The following is an 18,163-nucleotide window of genomic DNA, read 5'->3' as shown; positions in this document are numbered from 1 at the left end:
TATTAATTATCACCAATTTGCAAATTTTTTCGACAATTAGAACTCATACTGAACAAGAGATTCTACATCGTATCCTTCAAGTTTTTCTCTTCCGTTTAATCCTGTAAGCTCTACTACAAATACCATGCTTGCAACAACTCCTCCAAGCTGTTCTACAAGCTTTGCAACAGCTGAGATTGTTCCACCGGTAGCTAATAAATCATCAACAATTAGAACTCTTTGGCCTGGTTTTATTGCATCCTTATGAATTTCAAGAGCATCGTTGCCATATTCAAGCGAATACTCGAACTTCAAAGTATCTGCAGGAAGTTTACCTGGCTTTCTAACTGGCACAAAACCAACTCCAAGCGAATATGCTGCAGGTGCTCCTAAAACAAAACCTCTTGCTTCAGGACCTACAACAATATCAACTTCCTTTTCCTTTACAATTTCAACAATTTTATCTATAACGTATCTGAAATCATCTCCATCTTTTAATAAAGTAGTTATGTCCTTAAAGCTAATTCCCTTCTTAGGAAAGTCTTCTATTACTCTTATTTTTTCTCTTAAATCCATATTAATTCCTCCCTGATTTTATTTTCTAAATTGTTTATAATCATTTCAAAATTTAAAGCTAAATTATCTTTTATATCGCAGCAATCCTTCTTTTTGCCTGTAAACTTGATGTAATAATTATTGTCTTTATTTATAACGTCAATACACCCAGCTTTTCTTAATGCATTTAACAACCTTGAAAAAATAAATCCATTAGAATCATACTTTTTTGCTAAATCATTAACAGTTCCAACAAAATCATTATACATCAAACCTTCAACAAATTTAATAAGTAATTTTTCGTCAAAAGTAGTTAAATTTTTCAACATAGACAATCGCTCTAATTTATCACTTGAAACAAAATGTATTACATCGCAATTTGAATTGTTTAAAAGAGCATAATCCTCAGCTTTTAAAAGAAAATCATAAATCAATAATTTATTTCCATTAAAGTTTTCATAATTAAATTTTGGAAAGAGGATAATTCCAAAGTCGCTTTGGCTTTCAAATAAATTTAAATCTTTTATATCAAGTAAAAAATCAAGCTCATCTAATGAATTCCTATCACCTATTAAAATATGCCCCTTATTAAAGTATGCAAATTCCTTTAAAATTTCAATATCTTTTTTCACAAAATTAATATTATTACATTCAATATTACTAATATTAATATTCGATAGATAGTTTTTCAAATGCTTAAAGTAATCTGTTTTTAAATCATTTGTTAACTTAAACGCAGTGGGTTTTATATCTTTAATAATCAGTTGCAGACTCCTGTTGCTATTCCATTCATTTATATTCATATTAAAGAGCAAATCAACAGCTTCCCAAGGCTTATTTATCATATCGTATTTATTATTAAAATCTATACAGTCAAATTTTTGTCCATCTTTTTCAATCACAAATTTTATAAACCTATCATTTCCAATCAATCTTTTTGATACTACTTCCGCATCTTTTAAAACAAATAAAGGCTGTGGATTTCCCATTCCAAAAGGTTCTAGTAAATTAACTGTTTCTGCTGTTTGAATATTTAAATCATTCACATCAACTTCCAAATCAGCATCTATACAATCAACAAAATAGGAACTATCAATTTTTTTTGCAAGTGCATTTAGTCTCTTTCTAAATTCATCCAATTTTTCGTATTCAATAGTCATCCCAGCAGCAAGTTCATGCCCTCCAAACTTAACAAGCAAGTCTGAACAATCAAGTAGGTTCTCAAACATGTTAAAACCTTCTATGCTTCTTGCTGACCCTCTGCATCTTGAGCCTTCCTTACAAAAAAGTACTGTAGGTCTGTGGAACCTTTCCACTATCCTCGATGCAACTATCCCTACAACTCCAATATGCCAGTTAGGAGATGCTAAAACGATTACTCTATCTTCCTGCAAATTAACTTCTTTTGCTATTTTGTCAATGCATTCATTCAAAATGCCAAGTTCAATATCCTGCCTTTTTTTGTTTTCCTGGTCAAGATATTTTGCAATCTGCATCGCTTTGTTTTCATCTGAAGTTATAAATAATTCAACAGCAATCTTTGCATCAGACAACCTTCCTGCAGCATTCAGCCTTGGCGCTATTTGAAAAGCTACATTGTAGGCAGAAATTTTTTCCTTTATACCAGCTACCTGCATTAAAGCTTTAAGTCCCACTTTTTCAGTAGACATAAGTTTTTCTAAGCCATATTTAACAATAATTCTATTTTCGTCGGACAAATCTACAACATCAGCAATAGTCCCAATTGAAACTAAATCTAATAGTTCTTCATACCCTTGAATTCTATATTTGCTGTAAAGTGCTTGGACTAATTTAAATGCAACTCCACATCCAGATAAGCCCTTATATGGATAACTGCAATCATGCCTTTTGGGATTTATCGCAATTGTGTCAGGTATAATGTTTTTACACTCATGATGGTCGGTTATTATTATATCAAGTCCTAAACTTTTTGCATATTCTACTTCTTCTATAGCTGATATGCCGCAGTCAACAGTTATTATCAAATCCACCGCAAGGGAATGTATGTGGTCTATTGCTTCCTTATTAATCCCATATCCTTCGTTCAATCTATCTGGAATATAAAAATTGATATCCACCCCAAGCCTCTTAAAAGCTCTGTAAAGAATTGCAGAGCTTGTAATGCCATCTACATCGTAGTCCCCGTAAATATAAATCTTTTGTCTTTTTATAATAGCTTCGTCAATTCTCTCAATAGCTCTGTCCATATCCTTTAATAGATATGGGTCATAAAGATTTTTTAAGTCAGGATGCAAAAAATTGTCTGCCTGTTCTTTGTTTACAATACCCCTTGATAAAAGAAGTTTGCTAACCAAATCGCTTTGATGAACTTTTGCATTATCGGCAATATTTTTTAATTTCCATCTTTTCATAAAGGTTTCTCCTTGACAGACAAAATTACTAAAATTAAAGCAAACAAAGATATTATATACAAAGAATTTAAATTATGCAATAAAAAAAGGAGTTAGCAGCCGCTAACTCCTATGCTACCTTTTGCCCTGCCTTCTTTTCAAACAATACCCAAAGTGGGGTTGCTATAAAAATTGACGAATATGCACCGCTAACAATACCTATTATAAGTGGAAGAGCAAATTCCTTGATAGCTGGAACCCCTAACAAGTATATTGCTGTTATTGTAAACAATGTAGTCATAACAGTATTGATTGACCTTGCTAAAGTTTGTGTAATACTTGCATCAGCTAAAGTTTCAAAGTCGTGATATTTTCCAGCCTTTTTGTTTTCTCTTATTCTGTCAAAAACAACTATTGTATCGTTTATTGAATATCCAAGTATAGTAAGCATAGCTGCAATAAAGCTGCTGTTTACAGGAATTTGTAATACTGCATAAACAGTCAATGTTATCAAAAGGTCGTGAATTAAAGCTACAATCGCAGCAAGTCCTGACCACAATTCAAATCTTATTGTAACGTATGCTAATATACCTATTGTTGCAAGAAGTGTTGCGATGATTGCACTTTTCCTTAGTTCTTGACCTATTGTAGGTCCAATTGTATCGATTGAACGAAGAGCATCATCTTTTAAATTATACTTTGCCTTTACGTCAGCAAAAATTTGATTTACCTGTTCTGTAGTTATCTTGTTACTTCTTATTGTAACTTCTTGCCCTTCTATCTCTCTTACGTCAATCTGTGTATCATACTTTTCAAGCGATTTTCTCAATTCTTCAACGTTAAACTCTTGTCCAATTTTAATTGTAATAACAGTTCCACCCTTAAAATCTATACCAAGGTTTAATCCTTTAAATGCAAGCGCTCCTAAACCAATTAAAATTATGATCAACGAAATTGAAAACCACAATTTTCTTTTTTCAATTATCTTATACATTCTTTCCATCGTATCCCCTCCCCTTATGCTCCGTAGAATTTGCTATTTGTTATCCAACCAGCATTAACAAATGATTTTAATAGGAATCTTGTAACTGTTATTGCTGTGAACATACTTGCTAGAACACCTATATTTAGGGTGAGGGCAAAACCTTTAACTGAACCAGTTCCTACAAAATATAGAACAAAACCTGCAATCAGTGTAGTTATATTTGAGTCAAATATTGATGTAAACGCCCTCTTAAAGCCTGCATCTATAGCAGTTCTTAGAGATTTTCCAAGCTTCAATTCTTCCTTTATTCTTTCAAAAATAAGAACATTAGCATCAACTGCCATACCTACTGAAAGTAAAAGACCAGCAATACCTGGCAATGTCAAAGTTGCCTTTAATACAAGCGTAAATATTAAAGCTGTTATCATCATATAAACTGTTAATGCAAGGTTAGCAATAAATCCTGGAATTTTATAGTAAACAAGCATAAATAACATAACTAATAATATACCAATTGCTGCTGCCTTTAAGCTTGTTGGAATAGCTTCGGCACCAAGCGCAGGTCCTATAGCTCTTATTGTTGCTGGATTTAACTTTACAGGAAGAGCACCTGACTTTATAATTCCAGCTAGCCTTTTTGCTTCCTCAACATTCTTGCTTCCAGTTATTATAGCTTCACCATTCGGAATAACATCCTGAACAGATGGAGCTGAAACAAGTTCATCATCCATATATATTGCAATTTGTTTTCCTAAATATTTTTGTGTTGCTTCAGCAAACTTTTTAGCTCCCTCTGCGTTTAATTTAAGCTGAACAACTGGAGCGTTTGTTTGTTGATTAACACCTACTGTAGCATCTGCAACGTCCTTACCAGTAACTATTTCATCGTTGTTAGGTCCTACAAATCTTAGCCTTCCTGTTTTACCAATCTGTTCAAGTGCAGCCTTAGGGTCATATATTCCTGGTATTTCCACTCTTATTCTATTGCTGCCTGTTATAGCAACTATTGGCTCGCTAACGCCTAATGAGTTGACTCTGAGTTCAATCAAGTCTCTTGTTCTTTCAATAGTATCCTTGCTTACATTTTTATCTACAATTTCCTCTTCAACGTAAACTCCGCCCTTTAAATCAAGTCCAAGTTTTACGACCTTGCTTAATGATTTAATTTGATAATTCCCAATTGTTACGCCATTTACCAGAATAAATGCGGCGATAATAATTATGAGCATGCTCAATGTAAAATTAATTCGTCCTCTTGTTTTCATATTAATCCCCCTTTGTATTACAAGTCTATTTTTAGGACAAATGCTACTAAAACAAACTACTTTAAGTAATTCTCCATAACTTCAAAAAATCCTGCTAAAAATTAATTTTTTTCTGCATCTAATACCTTCACAGCGATTGCACATTCAATTCTCTTTTTCATCATTTCGCAGCCAACCTCGTATGGAATATGAATATCCCTATTGAAGGCATGATTATTTGCCTGGCAACCTCCGCTGCAGTAAAATTTTGCCCAACATTCTGAACATATAGGTTTATTATAAATGTGTGCATTTTTAAACTCATCCATCAATTTATCGTTTAATTTCCCATCTTCTATATTTCCAAGTTTAAATTCTTCCTTTCCAACAAACTGATGACATGGATAAATATCCCCCTCAGGAGTTACAGCGACATATTCATAACCTGCACCACAACCTGACACTCTTTTGTAAACACATGGTCCACCGTTTATATCGATGTTGAAATGGTAGAACTTAAACTCTTTGCCTTCCTGCTTTCTTTTTACAATCTCAAGAGCAATCTTTTCGTATTGTTCAAAAATTTCAGGCAAATCTTCTTTTCTTAGCGAAAGATTGCTTTCATCAGGCAACACAACAGGCTCTATTGAAATTTCATTGAAACCTTCATCTGCTAAAAATACAACATCGTTATAGAAATCCGTATTTTCCCTTGTAAATGTTCCTCTTACATAATATTGCTTATTTTTGTCCCTTCTTGCTACCATTTTTTTAATTTTAGGCAATATCGATTCAAAAGTTCCAGAACCATCATATCTAATTCTTATTTTGTCGTTGACATCCTTTCTGCCATCAATACTTAGTATTACATTGCCCATGTTTTTATCTATAAAATCCATTATTTCATCACTGAGCAAAGTTGCATTTGTTGTCATTGTAAACCTAATATTCTTTCCATATTTCTTTTCCTGCTCCCTTGCATATTCAACAATCTCTTTAACCGCATTAAAATTCATCAGCGGCTCTCCACCAAATAAATCAACTTCAATATTATGTCTGTATCCTGAATTTTTTATGACAAAATCTATAGCCTTTTTACCAACTTCTGCACTCATCAAAAGCCTTCTGCCTTCGTAGCTTCCTTCAGATGCAAAACAATATTTGCACTTTAAATTGCAATCGTGTGCAATATTAAGGCACATAGCCTTTATAAATGTTGGATTGTTATCGTTCATAACAATATCCTTATAAAAATCTTCAGTAAATAACATATTTTCATTTATCAAATATTCTATTTCTTCAAAGGCCTCTTGAATTGATTCCCTAGAATGCTTGTCCGACAATAATTCAACTATCTCTTCCTTTGTTTTAGTTTCAAAATATCCTAATACTTCCATTACCACATCGTCAACAACATGAATTGCTCCACTGTTTACATCTATAACAATGTTCCTATCAAACATTCTAAATCTATGAATTTTCAAATCTCTTCCTCCTTTTAAACTTAAAAGCAGTAACTTAAAAGTTACTGCTCATTAATTATGTTCACAAGGTAAATTTGCAACTGTAGCTGAAGTCTTACAAGCTGATTGACATGAGTTAGCGCATTCCTTGCAGCCTGGCTTTTCAATGCTTGCCTTCAAAGTTCCAACGTTTATAGTTCTTATATGCTTCATTTTCTTCTCCTCCTTTTGAAACATAATTATTCAATTACCAAAGATAAGACTACCATGATAATTATACCAGCCATTTGCTTCAAGTTCAAGTATTAATCGCTCCCCTTAATAACCATTCCTATCATACCAGCTAGCGCTCCTACAACAATAGCCATCATGAGCTTGATTATAAAACCTCTAACATCAAGTTCTCCCTTATCCGCTAAGAATGAAAACAAAAACATTAATACTACATATATTGCCCCAATTAATGCTCCATGTAAAAAACCCTTTTTGCCAATTCTCAATGTTCCATATATCGCAGCATAGCTTATTGAAATAACTGCGATAACCCATGTAATCGTAGACATATATCCTTCATCTAATTTAGTCAAATAAGAAACCGCCGACATAACAACCAGCAATACAAGAGATAAAATTATTCCCCTCAACACAGCCTTTGCATAAATTTTTGCTAAATTTTCCTTTAAATCAATTTCTTTTTTTGACATAGTTCCACCCCCTATAAAATATTATGAGATGGAACATAAATTTATGATTAATCTTGCGTATAACCATACTTTTTAAAGAATTCTTCTTTAAAATCTAAAAGACTATCCTCCATTATCGCCCTTCTTATATCTTCCATTAATTTTAATAGGAATCTTAAATTGTGAATTGTTGCAAGCCTTGCTGCTAATATTTCCTTTGCCTTAAATAGATGCCTTATATACGCTCTTGAATAATTTTTACATGTATAGCAATCGCATTCATCATCAAGAGGACTAAAATCTTCAGCATGTTCTGCATTCTTGATTACTACCTTGCCTTTACTTGTAAATACCGTTCCATTTCTTGCAATTCTTGTTGGAAGAACGCAATCAAACATATCGATTCCTCTTATAACGCCCTCCAAAAGAGCATCTGGGCTGCCAACCCCCATTAAATATCTCGGTTTATTTTCTGGTAGGAATGGAACAGTCCAATCAAGAACCTGATACATTATATCCTTTGGCTCTCCTATGCTGAGTCCTCCAACTGCATATCCAGGGAAATCCATCTTCACAGTTTCCTTAGCGCTTATTTCCCTCAAATCCTTAAACATACCCCCTTGAACAATTCCAAACAAGGCTTGTTTGTCAGGTTTTTTATGTGCACTCTTACATCTTTCCGCCCATCTTAATGTTCTTTCCATTGAATTTTTTGTATATTCATAATCTGCTTCATATGGTGTGCATTCATCAAATGCCATTATGATATCTGCTCCAAGAGCATTTTCAATCTCTATAGCCTTTTCTGGCGATATAAAATGTTTTGAACCATCTAAATGGGACCTGAACGTAACCCCCTCTTCAGTTATGTTTCTTAAATCGCTCAAACTGAAAACCTGGAATCCGCCGCTATCGGTAAGTATTGGTCTATCCCAATTCATAAATTCGTGCAACCCGCCTGCCCTTTCAACAAGCCTTTCACCAGGTCTTAAATACAAATGGTATGTATTGCTAAGAATAATTTGTGCTCCTATTTCCTTTAACTCCTCCGGTGTCATAGCCTTAACCGTTGCCTGAGTTCCCACTGGCATGAATATTGGAGTTTCAATTATACCGTGTGGTGTATGAAGCTTCCCAAGTCTTGCTCCTGATTGTTTGCACTGTTTAATCAATTCATATCTTATAGCTGACATATTCAATCCTCCTATTTAATGAACATAGCATCCCCAAAGCTGAAGAATCTGTATCTTTCTTTAACTGCTGTTTCATAAGCGTTCATTATTAAATCTTTGCCTGCAAATGCACTAACAAGCATTATTAAAGTAGATTCTGGCAAATGGAAGTTAGTTATAAGTCCATCTAATATTTTAAATCTATAGCCAGGGTATATGAAAATATCTGTCCAACCAGACATTGGCTTAACTAAACCATCCTCATCAGCAATAGTTTCAAGAGTTCTACAGGATGTTGTTCCAACTGCTATAATTCTTTTTCCCGACTTTTTTGTTTCATTTATTATTTTTGCATTTTCTTCATCAAGGTTATAAAATTCTTCATGCATCTTATGTTCCGATATGTTTTCAACCTTTACTGGTCTGAATGTTCCAAGCCCAACATGAAGAGTTACAAATGCAATTTTAACTCCTTTTTGCTTAATTCTTTCAAGCAACTCTTCTGTAAAATGTAGCCCTGCAGTTGGAGCAGCTGCTGAGCCTTGAACCTTTGAGTAAACGGTCTGATATCTTTCCTTATCCTCAAGTTTTGACTTAATATATGGTGGAAGCGGCATCTCGCCAAGAACATCAAGGACATTCTCAAATATACCTTCATATTCAAACTCCACTATCCTTCCGCCAAAATCAGTATTGCCTATTATTTTGCACCTAAGCTCTCCATTTCCAAAAGTAAAGCTAGAACCTATCTTAACCTTCTTGCCAGGCTTTACAAGGGTTTCCCATCTGTCCTTATCTATTCTTTTGAGCAAAACAAATTCTGCCCTTGCTCCTGTATCGTCCTTTACCCCAAACAGTCTTGCCGGAATAACTCTGCTGTTGTTTAATACAAGGCAGTCGCCTGCCTCGAGATAGTCGATTATATCTCTAAAAATACTATGTGTTATTTCACCGCTTTTTCTATCGATAATCATAAGCCTTGATTTGTCCCTTTCATTTAAAGGTTCCTGAGCTATAAGCTCTTCAGGCAAATCAAAGTAAAAATCCTTCACCTTCATCATAAATTCCTCCAATGCTTATTCCAAGATGTTTATATGCAAGTTGTGTTGCAATCCTTCCACGGGGAGTTCTGCTCAAAAATCCAATTTGAAGAAGATATGGTTCGTATACATCCTCAATTGTCTCCCTTTCTTCTCCAATGGCATACGCAAGTGTGTCAAGCCCTACGGGTCCTCCAGAGAATTTTCTGATAATAGTATCCAGCAATTTTCTGTCTATATTGTCGAGCCCAAGCTTATCTACTTCTAAAAGGTCAAGGGCTTTGCTTGCTGTTTCATGATCAATTTTACCATTTCCTCTAACCTGAGCATAATCTCTAACCCTCTTTAGCAGCCTGTTTGCAATTCTTGGAGTTCCTCTTGAACGTCTTGCAATTTCAACTGCTCCCGCCTCATCTATTTCAACGTCTAAAATTCCTGCTGACCTTTTAACTATTAATTTCAGTTCATAGATTGAATATAGCTCCAGCCTTGTAACAACTCCAAATCTATCCCTTAAAGGTGAGGTGAGCATTCCTGCTCTTGTCGTTGCGCCAATCAACGTAAATTTTGGCAGGTCAATACGAATCGACCTTGCTGAAGGTCCCTTACCTATTATTATATCCAAACAGAAATCTTCCATAGCTGGATACAAAATTTCCTCAACGCTTCTGTTCAATCTGTGAATTTCATCTATAAAAAGAACGTCCTTATCGCTTAAATTAGTAAGAATGGCTGCTAAATCCCCCGGCCTTTCGATTGCAGGGCCTGACGTTATTCTAAGCCCAGAGCCCATTTCATTTGCAATAATGCTTGCTAAAGTAGTCTTACCAAGCCCAGGCGGTCCGTATAACAATACATGGTCCAAAGCTTCTCCTCTATTTTTAGCAGCCTCAATGAATATTGACATTCTTTCCTTTACGTTAGTCTGTCCTATATATTCCCTAAGAGTTTTGGGTCTTAAACTTCCTTCTAAATCAATATCCTCTTCTTTTAAATTAGAACTTATAATTCTCTCCTCCATATATTACACCTAACCCTTCATAAGATGTTTCAGGGCAATCTTAATTATATCCTCAACCTTCATAGATGTGTCAAGGCCTTTTATAGCGTGAATCGCTTCCTGTTTAGTATATCCTAATGACACAAGGGCTGCAACTGCTTCCTTTGTTCCATCCTTTTCAATAATAACATCATCTAATTCCTTTGCCTCACTGCTCAAATCATAATCCTTGAACTTGTCCTTAAGCTCAAGAATTATTCTCTGTGCTAATTTTTTGCCTATCCCTTGAGCCTTTGACAAAGTCTTATCGTCATTTGTTATAACCGCAAGAATAAAATTTTGTGGGCTAACAACCGATAAGATTGAAAGCGCTGCCTTAGGTCCAACGCCTGAAATATTAATAAGCATTTTAAAAATGTTTAACGACTCCTTATCGCAAAATCCATAAAGAGCAATCAAATCCTCCCTTACATGATAATGAGTGTAAACAATAACATCTTTTTTTCCCTTTAATTTATCAATATCTGTAGAAGGCATAAAAATTAAATATCCTATCCCATTATTATCGACAACTACATAATCATCCATTAAATAGCTTAATTCACCTTTAATATACGCAAACATAATACTACCTCACTTTATTCTAAACATATCTTTAAAATTGCTCGAATGGGCATGACAAATTGCTATTCCAAGCGCATCTGCCACATCATCAGGCTTTGGAATTTCATTTAAATTTAATAAAACCTTAACCATCTGCTGCATTTGTTTTTTATCAGCTCTTCCGTAGCCAACAACTGCCTGCTTAACCTGAAGCGGAGTATATTCAAATATATTTAATTTTCTTTTTTGTGCACATAAAACACATGCCCCCCTTGCTTGTCCTACAGTAAGTGCAGTCTTGGCATTCATGTTGAAAAAAAGTTCTTCAAATGCAACGGCATCGGGATTATATAATCTAAGTATTTCATCAAGCCTATTATATATTATCTCTAATCTTTCAGGCATAGTGTTTTTAGGGGTTGTAGTGATTGCAAAATAATCTATCACCTTGAACTTGTTGTTGGTGTATTCTATTATTCCAACTCCAACAATCGCAATTCCTGGGTCTATTCCAATTATCCTCATATTTTCACCTTCCTATCGCATAATCATATTTTATATTAATAAAAAAGTCCATGCAAGCATAAGCATGGACTTATGATGTATATTCTTCTATAAGCTCAAGAGCATCTTCAATCGTTTCATAAACCTTACCCTTAATTACCTCTTCTTTGTCAGTATCAGGAATATCAGATATCTTTAATTCAGTCAGCCTGTATAGTTTGAGCTCTCCATTACTATTAACCTCAAATATCGCAATATATCCATCCTGTTCCTTTACAACATAACACCCTACCGGCCATTTATCCTGAATGTCTTTTACAACCAAAACTCTTCTGTTATCAAAGTCAACTATAGAATATCCCTTAAGTTTAAAATATTCAGCAGCCTCTTCTCTTTTCATTCCTACAACTTCTGAAGAAGCCTTTTCTACTACGTCTCGGTTGTATTCAACACCTATAGTATATCGTTCCCTAAATACTATTTCAGTAGATGGTCCTATAACATCAAGGTCTGGTAATTTTACAGTGTTTTCAGCAATTTCATTCTCTATTTGATTTTTAGCGTTTGCGTTATTTTCAACATACCTTTTTGTAGTAAAATATCCTGCGATAAAACTTGCTGTAAGAGATAATGCAAGTGCAAAAACTAGTCCAATTCTCTTTGCTATCATATCTATCCTCCTCTCATGAGGATAGTATTACCATAATTAGAAATTATTATTCATTCATCTTTAAAATTTGTTTGGTTCGGTCTCCAGTTTTTGTAGAGTCCAAATAAATTATTTCATCAGGAACTATCTTTATTATCTTTTCGTCCCCTCTTAGTTTAAAATTATTGTTTTCAATTACTCTTTTACCCTCTTCATATAGGTTTGAATTTACTTCGCCAATCTGTGCCTTCCCGAATATTTGCACTCCCTTTATTCTCCTGAAGTCTAAGTATTCAGTATTAACTAATAGGCAAACATTGTTGTTTTTTTCAATAGCTTTGAATTTTTCTCCACCAGCAGAAACTATATAAATGTTAAAATCATCGCTAAAAAAATACAAAACTGGACTCGACCTTGGAACACCATCTAAAACTGTTGCAAGAGAGCCTTGTATATGTTCCTTTAAGAAATTTTTAACTGAATTCTGCAACTCTTCTCTTGATAAAACATTATTCATTCAAACCACCTCTTTTAAATGTTTTATTTATATTTTTCGACATGAGGTGGCTTTTATACATTTATTTAAAAAATACTCTGATTAAAACAATCTCCGGGCTGTTTCCAATTCTAATAGGCGGTCCCCATGTTCCGTATCCTGAGGATACGAATAAATTATAATTTCCTTTTGTGTAATGTCCATAATCCTTTACAAACAATCTCTTTGTAAATAAATCTATCGGAAAAAATTGACCTTTATGCGTATGCCCAGAAACTTCAATGTCCACTCCAGACTTAATAGCATTTTCAATATCTATAGGCTGATGGTCTAATAAAATTATGGGCTTTGACTTATCTAATTTATCAACAAGTTGCTCGATGCTTTTCCTTTTTCCAACCAATCTGTCGTATGTCTTGTCCTCACGACCAACTATATAAAATTTGTCTTCTATTGAAACAACTTCATCCCTTAAAACCTTTATGTTACCATCAACTAAACTTTTTACTATATCGTCTGTATTACCTCTAAAATATTCGTGATTGCCAAGGCATGCGTAAACTCCATATTCTGTATTTAATCTATTAAATATATTTTTCATGTTTAATTTATCATAAACCTTTGGATTTTCATCAATTATATCGCCGGCTAATAGAACGATATCCGGTTTTAATCCATTAGCAGTTTCAACAAAGTGTTTCAATCTTTTATCGTTTATAATATTACCAAGGTGAAAATCCGAAGCCATAACTATCGTTAATTTATTGATTCCTTCAACCTTTTTATTTATATTTAAATTATATTCAACAACCTTTATATTTTTCGAATTAATGTTCCCATAAATAAAAAGACCCAATATCAAAATAATAGCTGCAATTGCTCTGAAAACAGTAAACTCCGGTTTAATCCAATAGGAATGAGCATTAGCAAAACCAATCCTTAACAACAACCCTATAATATCGTATAATAATAAAATAAGCAAAGCATAAACAATGGTAGCCATCCAATAAAAAGAAATTACTTCAATAAGATTGTATAGTCTGCCTTCTGCATGGTTTTCAAGTATTCTAACAATAAATATTGAAACTACTACTATTGCAAATAAAATCCAGTAAACTTTTGGGTTAAAAAATGGCATTATCTTAAAGGCTTTATACCCTCTTAAACCTATAAAATACGAAATCAAGCCGTAAAAAGATAATACTAAGATAATTAAAAATATTTGAAGCAATTTCAAGTTGGTCACCACCCCAATAGAATTTATTCTTTATCAGATTCATAAAATGTAATAAAGAACTAAAAATTTCCTTTTTATTCTAGCAAATATTAATTTCATTTGCAAATCAATTGTTTTGGAGGATATTATGAAGATATTGGTTGATGCGGATGCTTGTCCGGTTAAGGATATAATAATAGAAACTGCAAAAGAGCACGATGTTGAGGTTATTATGTTCACAGATACAAGCCATTTATTGGATGATGACAACTGCATTATAATTACGGTGGATAAGGGCAAGGATTCCGTGGACTTTGCTCTTATAAACAATGTCAATGCTGAAGATATAGTTGTAACTCAGGATTATGGTGTTGCCGCAATGGCAATTTCTAAATCTGCCTATGCTATAAATTATAACGGACTTATATTTGATAAGGATAATATTGACTCGCTCTTGATGCAGCGATACATATCAGCAAAAATAAGAAGCACTGGCGGAAAAGTTTCCAACATAAAAAAAAGAAATAAGAACAATGATTTGAATTTTAAAAGAAATTTTGAAAATCTGATTATTCAAATTAAAAAAGGGCATTAAGCCCTTTCAATTTCAGATAATTTTCTGTTAGCGCTTATGGCTTTAAAAATACCATAGATAGCCCATGCATGAAAAGCAACAGACAACCAATCAGCAACAAAAATAAATATAAAGGCATCTAACGTGTATAAAATCAATCCAATTACAATAATCCAGTTTTTCCTATAACGTTTAGCAAAATAACCTACGATTATGAACATTCCTGCAGTAATCAAATCAAGAATAATTGCGATAAAACTAATTTTACCAAACATTTCATACAAAATGTAATCAATTAATTGAGTTATTCCTAGTCCAAAAATAAAACTCCAATTGTATCCAGCGATAAATGCAATTGAATTAAAAAACGATAACGCAGCAATCCAATAAAACCAATTAACACCACTGTTAAAACTTTGTTCGATATTCATTTTATTTTGATATCTAGTCATGATTTCATTTTGAAAGTTTTCTTCTGTTTCAATATTACTATCCACGTTCATTTCAATATTGTCTTTTTCATCGCAGTGCACTTCATCAACCTCCAAATCATCTTATTATTAAAATTACTTAATAAATAGTATATAATAGTCTTCGGCAAAAAACTATATGTAAATTATGGATAATATTTTGATAGATAAACTATTTTAGAGCAGCTGCCTTTTGCAGTTATATATTATTTCCCATCATTTATATGTTAACAAACATTTGATTTACATGTATAATTTTAGCATGGGCTATTATTATAGTAAGTGAGGTTAAAAAGATGTTAAATTACCAAAAGAAAAATTTTTTCGCTATCATATTATTAATCGTCTTATTATTTACTGCTTGTATAAATCAAAAACCAAATGCTGATGAAAAAAATTCAGATTTGCAGAATAACCAAAATCAGTCGATTATAGAACAAGAAAAGACAGTTAAAATAGTCATGGCCGGGGATGTTATTTTTCATAAACCTCAATTAACATATGCCAGAACAAAAAATGGGTATGATTTTAAGCCCTCCTTTGAGGATATAAAGTATTTAATATCAGATGCTAATATTTCTGTGTTTAATCTTGAGGGCAATATTAATACAAAATTAAAACCTTCTGGATATCCTAAATTTAATTATCCAATTGAAGCAGTCGATGCCCTTAAATGGGCTGGATTTGACGGTGTAGTTCTTGCAAACAACCACAGCCTTGATACAGGACTTGAGGGATTAAAAGGAACTATATATAATTTCAACAAAAAAGGATTAAAAGTTATAGGCGCCGGCAAAAATTCGGAAACAAGAACAGCTATTTATGAAGTAAATGGAATTAAAGTTGGATTTTTAGCCTACACGCAATTTATAAATTTTCAAAAAAGCGGTTTGGGTTATGTGAATATGATAGATATAGAAAAAATAAAATCTGATATAACAAGATTGAAGGGTCAGGTTGATTTTTGCATAGTATACATGCACCACGGAACTGAGTATTTAAGGGAAGTAGAAAAAAACCAGATTACCCTTTATAGAAAAATCGCTGATTTAGGGGCGGATTACATCGTTGGAAATCATCCTCATGTTGCAAGAAAAAGTGAGTATTACAAGACTAAAGATGGAAGAGGCGTAATAATAAATTATTCACTTGGCAATTTTATATCCAACCAAAATGATAAATATACAGATATAGGTTTAATAGCAAGATTGGAACTTTCTAAAAAAGACAAAACGGTTGAAATTAAGAACTTTGAAATGATTCCTATATATAGACTGCGATACAAGGAATCAGGCAAAACAATGCACAAAGTGATTACAGCAGAAGGGATAGAAAAATATAAAAATAAAATAGGTGCAGATAATATTAAATATATAACTAAAACATTCGATGAATTAGAAGCTGCAACAGAGGTAGTTAATAATATGCGCTAGGGCTGTTTCAAAATAAATTTAACCCCATGTGTGATTTCAAAACGCTCCAAAGGCGTTAAATAAGTGAAATCACTACATGGGGCTTTTTAATTCAATTAACTATTCTCCCCATCCTTCTGGGAATTCAGCATTATGCCAAATGTTTTGCACATCGTCGTTATCTTCAAGCTTATCAAGAAGCTTTTCAAATTTTTCAGCCGTTTCATCATCAAGCGCAACGTATGTGCTTGGAATCATCGATACTTCTGCCTGTGCAAGTGTAATACCATTGCTTTCCAATGCTTCTCTGACCTGTGAAAAATCTTCTGGAGAAGTAGTTATTTCATATGAATCCTCTTCAGCAGTAAAATCCTCAGCACCTGCATCCAGCGCCATCATCATAATAGTATCTTCGTCTATACTGTCGTCCTTTTCTACTATAATAAGTCCCTTCTTTTCAAACAAATATGAAACGCAGCCGGTTGAACCTAAGTTTCCGCCGTGTTTTTCAAAAATATGTCTGACATCACCAGCAGTTCTATTTCTATTATCAGTTAGCGCTTGAACTATAACTGCAATACCATTTGGTCCATAACCTTCATAAATTATTTCTTCGTAATTTACAGCTCCAAGTTCACCGCTTGCTCTTTTAATAGCTCTTTCAATATTATCCATAGGCATGTTGTTTGACTTTGCTTTAGCAATAACATCCCTTAATCTGTTGTTTGATTCAGGGTTTGGTCCGCCTTCTTTAACTGCAACCTGAATTTCCTTGCCTAATTTTGTAAATAGTTTTCCTCTTAGTGCGTCCTGCTTTCCTTTTTTATGCTTTATATTAGCCCATTTTGAGTGTCCTGACATCTATATTCCCCCTTAAATGATTATCGAATATATATGTTAGCATAAAAAATCGATTTTTTCAAATTTATTACATATTTTTTGGAACAAACATCTTCGGCATTTCTCTCTTGTGCTGGCTTTTTCTATTGAGTTCATCAACTATATTCTTAACTCTGTTAGTAGCTTCGCCTGTTAATATATAATCATCAAGCTCCTTATATGTTATACCCATTTCATTTTCATCTGTTTGGTTTTCCCATAGTCCTGCGCTTGGCGCTTTATTTACTATTTCATCTGGAACATTGAAATATCTTGCAAGTTCCCATACCTGATGTTTTACAAATGAAGCAAGCGGTAGTATGTCAACCCCGCTGTCTCCATACTTTGTGAAATATCCTACAGTTAATTCGCTCTTGTTTCCAGTTCCAGCCACAAGATAATTAAATAGTGCCGCATGATAGTAAAGGGTTGTCATTCTTAATCTAGGCTTAATATTAGCAAGTGCAAGTTTGTTCTCATTTCCGGTTGCACCTACTTCCTTTAAAAATGTATCATAAACATCATCAAGGACTACCTTCTTGTATTTTATGTTCAATCTTTCAGCAAGTAATACAGCATCCTTTTCATCCTGTGGATTGCTATGGCATGGCATTATAATTCCAAGAGTATTTTCGGGAAACGCCTTTTTAGCTGCTGCAGCAACTACTGCTGAGTCAACTCCTCCGCTCAATCCCAAAACAATCCCATCAGCTCCTGCTTCTTTAACTCTTTCCTTTATCCATTCCACTAATTCATTTGCCACTATTTCAACATTGAACATATGTATCGCCTCCTTCTTTTCTTTAAAGATATTAGCACAACTATAATCAAGTTTCAACATTCACTTTAAGAATAAAATATACAAAT

At 33.5% G+C, this 18,163-nt stretch carries 20 protein-coding genes; 2 read left to right on the top strand and 18 right to left on the bottom strand.

Annotation, left to right across the window (positions count from 1 at the left end):
• Window positions 1–36 precede the first annotated feature (36 nt).
• The 15 genes from ABG79_RS04235 to ABG79_RS04165 form a co-directional block, all read right to left on the bottom strand.
• A complete protein-coding gene (locus ABG79_RS04235; protein ID WP_057977450.1) occupies window positions 37–555 on the bottom strand; it encodes an adenine phosphoribosyltransferase in 519 nt (172 codons plus the stop codon).
• Window positions 546–2,927, bottom strand: a complete 2,382-nt coding sequence (gene recJ / locus ABG79_RS04230) for a single-stranded-DNA-specific exonuclease RecJ (RefSeq protein WP_057977448.1) — start codon at window positions 2,925–2,927, stop codon at window positions 546–548. Before recJ ends, ABG79_RS04235 begins: the two co-directional genes overlap by 10 nt.
• Before the next feature lie 109 nt (window positions 2,928–3,036).
• A complete protein-coding gene (gene secF / locus ABG79_RS04225) occupies window positions 3,037–3,900 on the bottom strand; it encodes a protein translocase subunit SecF (RefSeq protein WP_057977504.1) in 864 nt (287 codons plus the stop codon).
• A 23-nt stretch (window positions 3,901–3,923) separates the two neighbouring features.
• A complete protein-coding gene (gene secD / locus ABG79_RS04220; protein ID WP_057977446.1) occupies window positions 3,924–5,156 on the bottom strand; it encodes a protein translocase subunit SecD in 1,233 nt (410 codons plus the stop codon).
• A 101-nt stretch (window positions 5,157–5,257) separates the two neighbouring features.
• Complete coding sequence (gene scfB / locus ABG79_RS04215; protein WP_278287114.1) at window positions 5,258–6,619, bottom strand: thioether cross-link-forming SCIFF peptide maturase; 1,362 nt, start codon at window positions 6,617–6,619, stop codon at window positions 5,258–5,260.
• Window positions 6,620–6,670: 51 nt separating this feature from the next.
• A complete protein-coding gene (gene scfA / locus ABG79_RS04210; protein WP_057977444.1) occupies window positions 6,671–6,811 on the bottom strand; it encodes a six-cysteine ranthipeptide SCIFF in 141 nt (46 codons plus the stop codon).
• Between the two features lie 92 nt (window positions 6,812–6,903).
• Window positions 6,904–7,302 (bottom strand): TIGR04086 family membrane protein, encoded by a 399-nt coding sequence (locus ABG79_RS04205; protein ID WP_057977442.1) that lies wholly within the window; start codon window positions 7,300–7,302, stop codon window positions 6,904–6,906.
• Between the two features lie 47 nt (window positions 7,303–7,349).
• Window positions 7,350–8,474 carry a tRNA guanosine(34) transglycosylase Tgt gene (gene tgt / locus ABG79_RS04200; RefSeq protein WP_057977440.1) on the bottom strand — a complete coding sequence of 375 codons (1,125 nt, stop codon included), beginning with the start codon at window positions 8,472–8,474 and terminating at the stop codon, window positions 7,350–7,352.
• An 11-nt stretch (window positions 8,475–8,485) separates the two neighbouring features.
• Complete coding sequence (queA, locus tag ABG79_RS04195) at window positions 8,486–9,511, bottom strand: tRNA preQ1(34) S-adenosylmethionine ribosyltransferase-isomerase QueA (protein WP_057977500.1); 1,026 nt, start codon at window positions 9,509–9,511, stop codon at window positions 8,486–8,488.
• Complete coding sequence (gene ruvB, locus ABG79_RS04190) at window positions 9,486–10,514, bottom strand: Holliday junction branch migration DNA helicase RuvB (protein ID WP_057977438.1); 1,029 nt, start codon at window positions 10,512–10,514, stop codon at window positions 9,486–9,488. The genes queA and ruvB overlap by 26 nt, the downstream gene beginning before the upstream one ends.
• Before the next feature lie 9 nt (window positions 10,515–10,523).
• Complete coding sequence (gene ruvA / locus ABG79_RS04185) at window positions 10,524–11,117, bottom strand: Holliday junction branch migration protein RuvA (protein ID WP_057977436.1); 594 nt, start codon at window positions 11,115–11,117, stop codon at window positions 10,524–10,526.
• 9 nt (window positions 11,118–11,126) lie between these two features.
• Window positions 11,127–11,621 (bottom strand): crossover junction endodeoxyribonuclease RuvC, encoded by a 495-nt coding sequence (gene ruvC / locus ABG79_RS04180; RefSeq protein WP_057977434.1) that lies wholly within the window; start codon window positions 11,619–11,621, stop codon window positions 11,127–11,129.
• A 70-nt stretch (window positions 11,622–11,691) separates the two neighbouring features.
• On the bottom strand, window positions 11,692–12,270 hold the full coding sequence (locus tag ABG79_RS04175) for a hypothetical protein (protein ID WP_057977432.1): 579 nt from the start codon (window positions 12,268–12,270) through the stop codon (window positions 11,692–11,694).
• A 46-nt stretch (window positions 12,271–12,316) separates the two neighbouring features.
• A complete protein-coding gene (locus ABG79_RS04170) occupies window positions 12,317–12,766 on the bottom strand; it encodes a pyridoxamine 5'-phosphate oxidase family protein (RefSeq protein WP_057977431.1) in 450 nt (149 codons plus the stop codon).
• A gap of 61 nt (window positions 12,767–12,827) precedes the next feature.
• A complete protein-coding gene (locus tag ABG79_RS04165) occupies window positions 12,828–13,982 on the bottom strand; it encodes a metallophosphoesterase (protein ID WP_057977430.1) in 1,155 nt (384 codons plus the stop codon).
• A gap of 127 nt (window positions 13,983–14,109) precedes the next feature.
• On the opposite strand from ABG79_RS04165, the gene ABG79_RS04160 reads away from it, so the two are divergent.
• The gene (locus tag ABG79_RS04160) at window positions 14,110–14,556 is read left to right on the top strand and encodes a YaiI/YqxD family protein (RefSeq protein ID WP_057977428.1); all 447 of its coding nucleotides are present in this window, start codon (window positions 14,110–14,112) and stop codon (window positions 14,554–14,556) included.
• Here the strand turns inward: ABG79_RS04160 and ABG79_RS04155 are convergent.
• Entirely contained in the window at window positions 14,553–15,068 is a 516-nt protein-coding gene (locus ABG79_RS04155) for a hypothetical protein (protein WP_057977426.1), read from the bottom strand. The two genes, ABG79_RS04160 and ABG79_RS04155, sit on opposite strands and share 4 nt — an antisense overlap.
• 233 nt (window positions 15,069–15,301) lie before the next feature.
• On the opposite strand from ABG79_RS04155, the gene ABG79_RS04150 reads away from it, so the two are divergent.
• On the top strand, window positions 15,302–16,438 hold the full coding sequence (locus ABG79_RS04150) for a CapA family protein (protein WP_057977423.1): 1,137 nt from the start codon (window positions 15,302–15,304) through the stop codon (window positions 16,436–16,438).
• A 99-nt stretch (window positions 16,439–16,537) separates the two neighbouring features.
• On the opposite strand, the gene ABG79_RS04145 is transcribed toward ABG79_RS04150, so the two are convergent.
• The gene (locus ABG79_RS04145) at window positions 16,538–17,278 is read right to left on the bottom strand and encodes a YebC/PmpR family DNA-binding transcriptional regulator (protein WP_057977421.1); all 741 of its coding nucleotides are present in this window, start codon (window positions 17,276–17,278) and stop codon (window positions 16,538–16,540) included.
• 67 nt (window positions 17,279–17,345) lie between these two features.
• A complete protein-coding gene (gene nadE, locus ABG79_RS04140) occupies window positions 17,346–18,077 on the bottom strand; it encodes an NAD(+) synthase (RefSeq protein ID WP_057977419.1) in 732 nt (243 codons plus the stop codon).
• Between the last annotated feature and the right edge of the window lie 86 nt (window positions 18,078–18,163).

Source organism: Caloramator mitchellensis (assembly GCF_001440545.1).
Taxonomy (GTDB): Bacteria; Bacillota; Clostridia; order Clostridiales; family Caloramatoraceae; genus Caloramator; species Caloramator mitchellensis.
The sequence above is the reverse complement of the archived record's forward strand: the minus strand, read 5'-3'. Positions and strand labels throughout refer to the sequence as shown.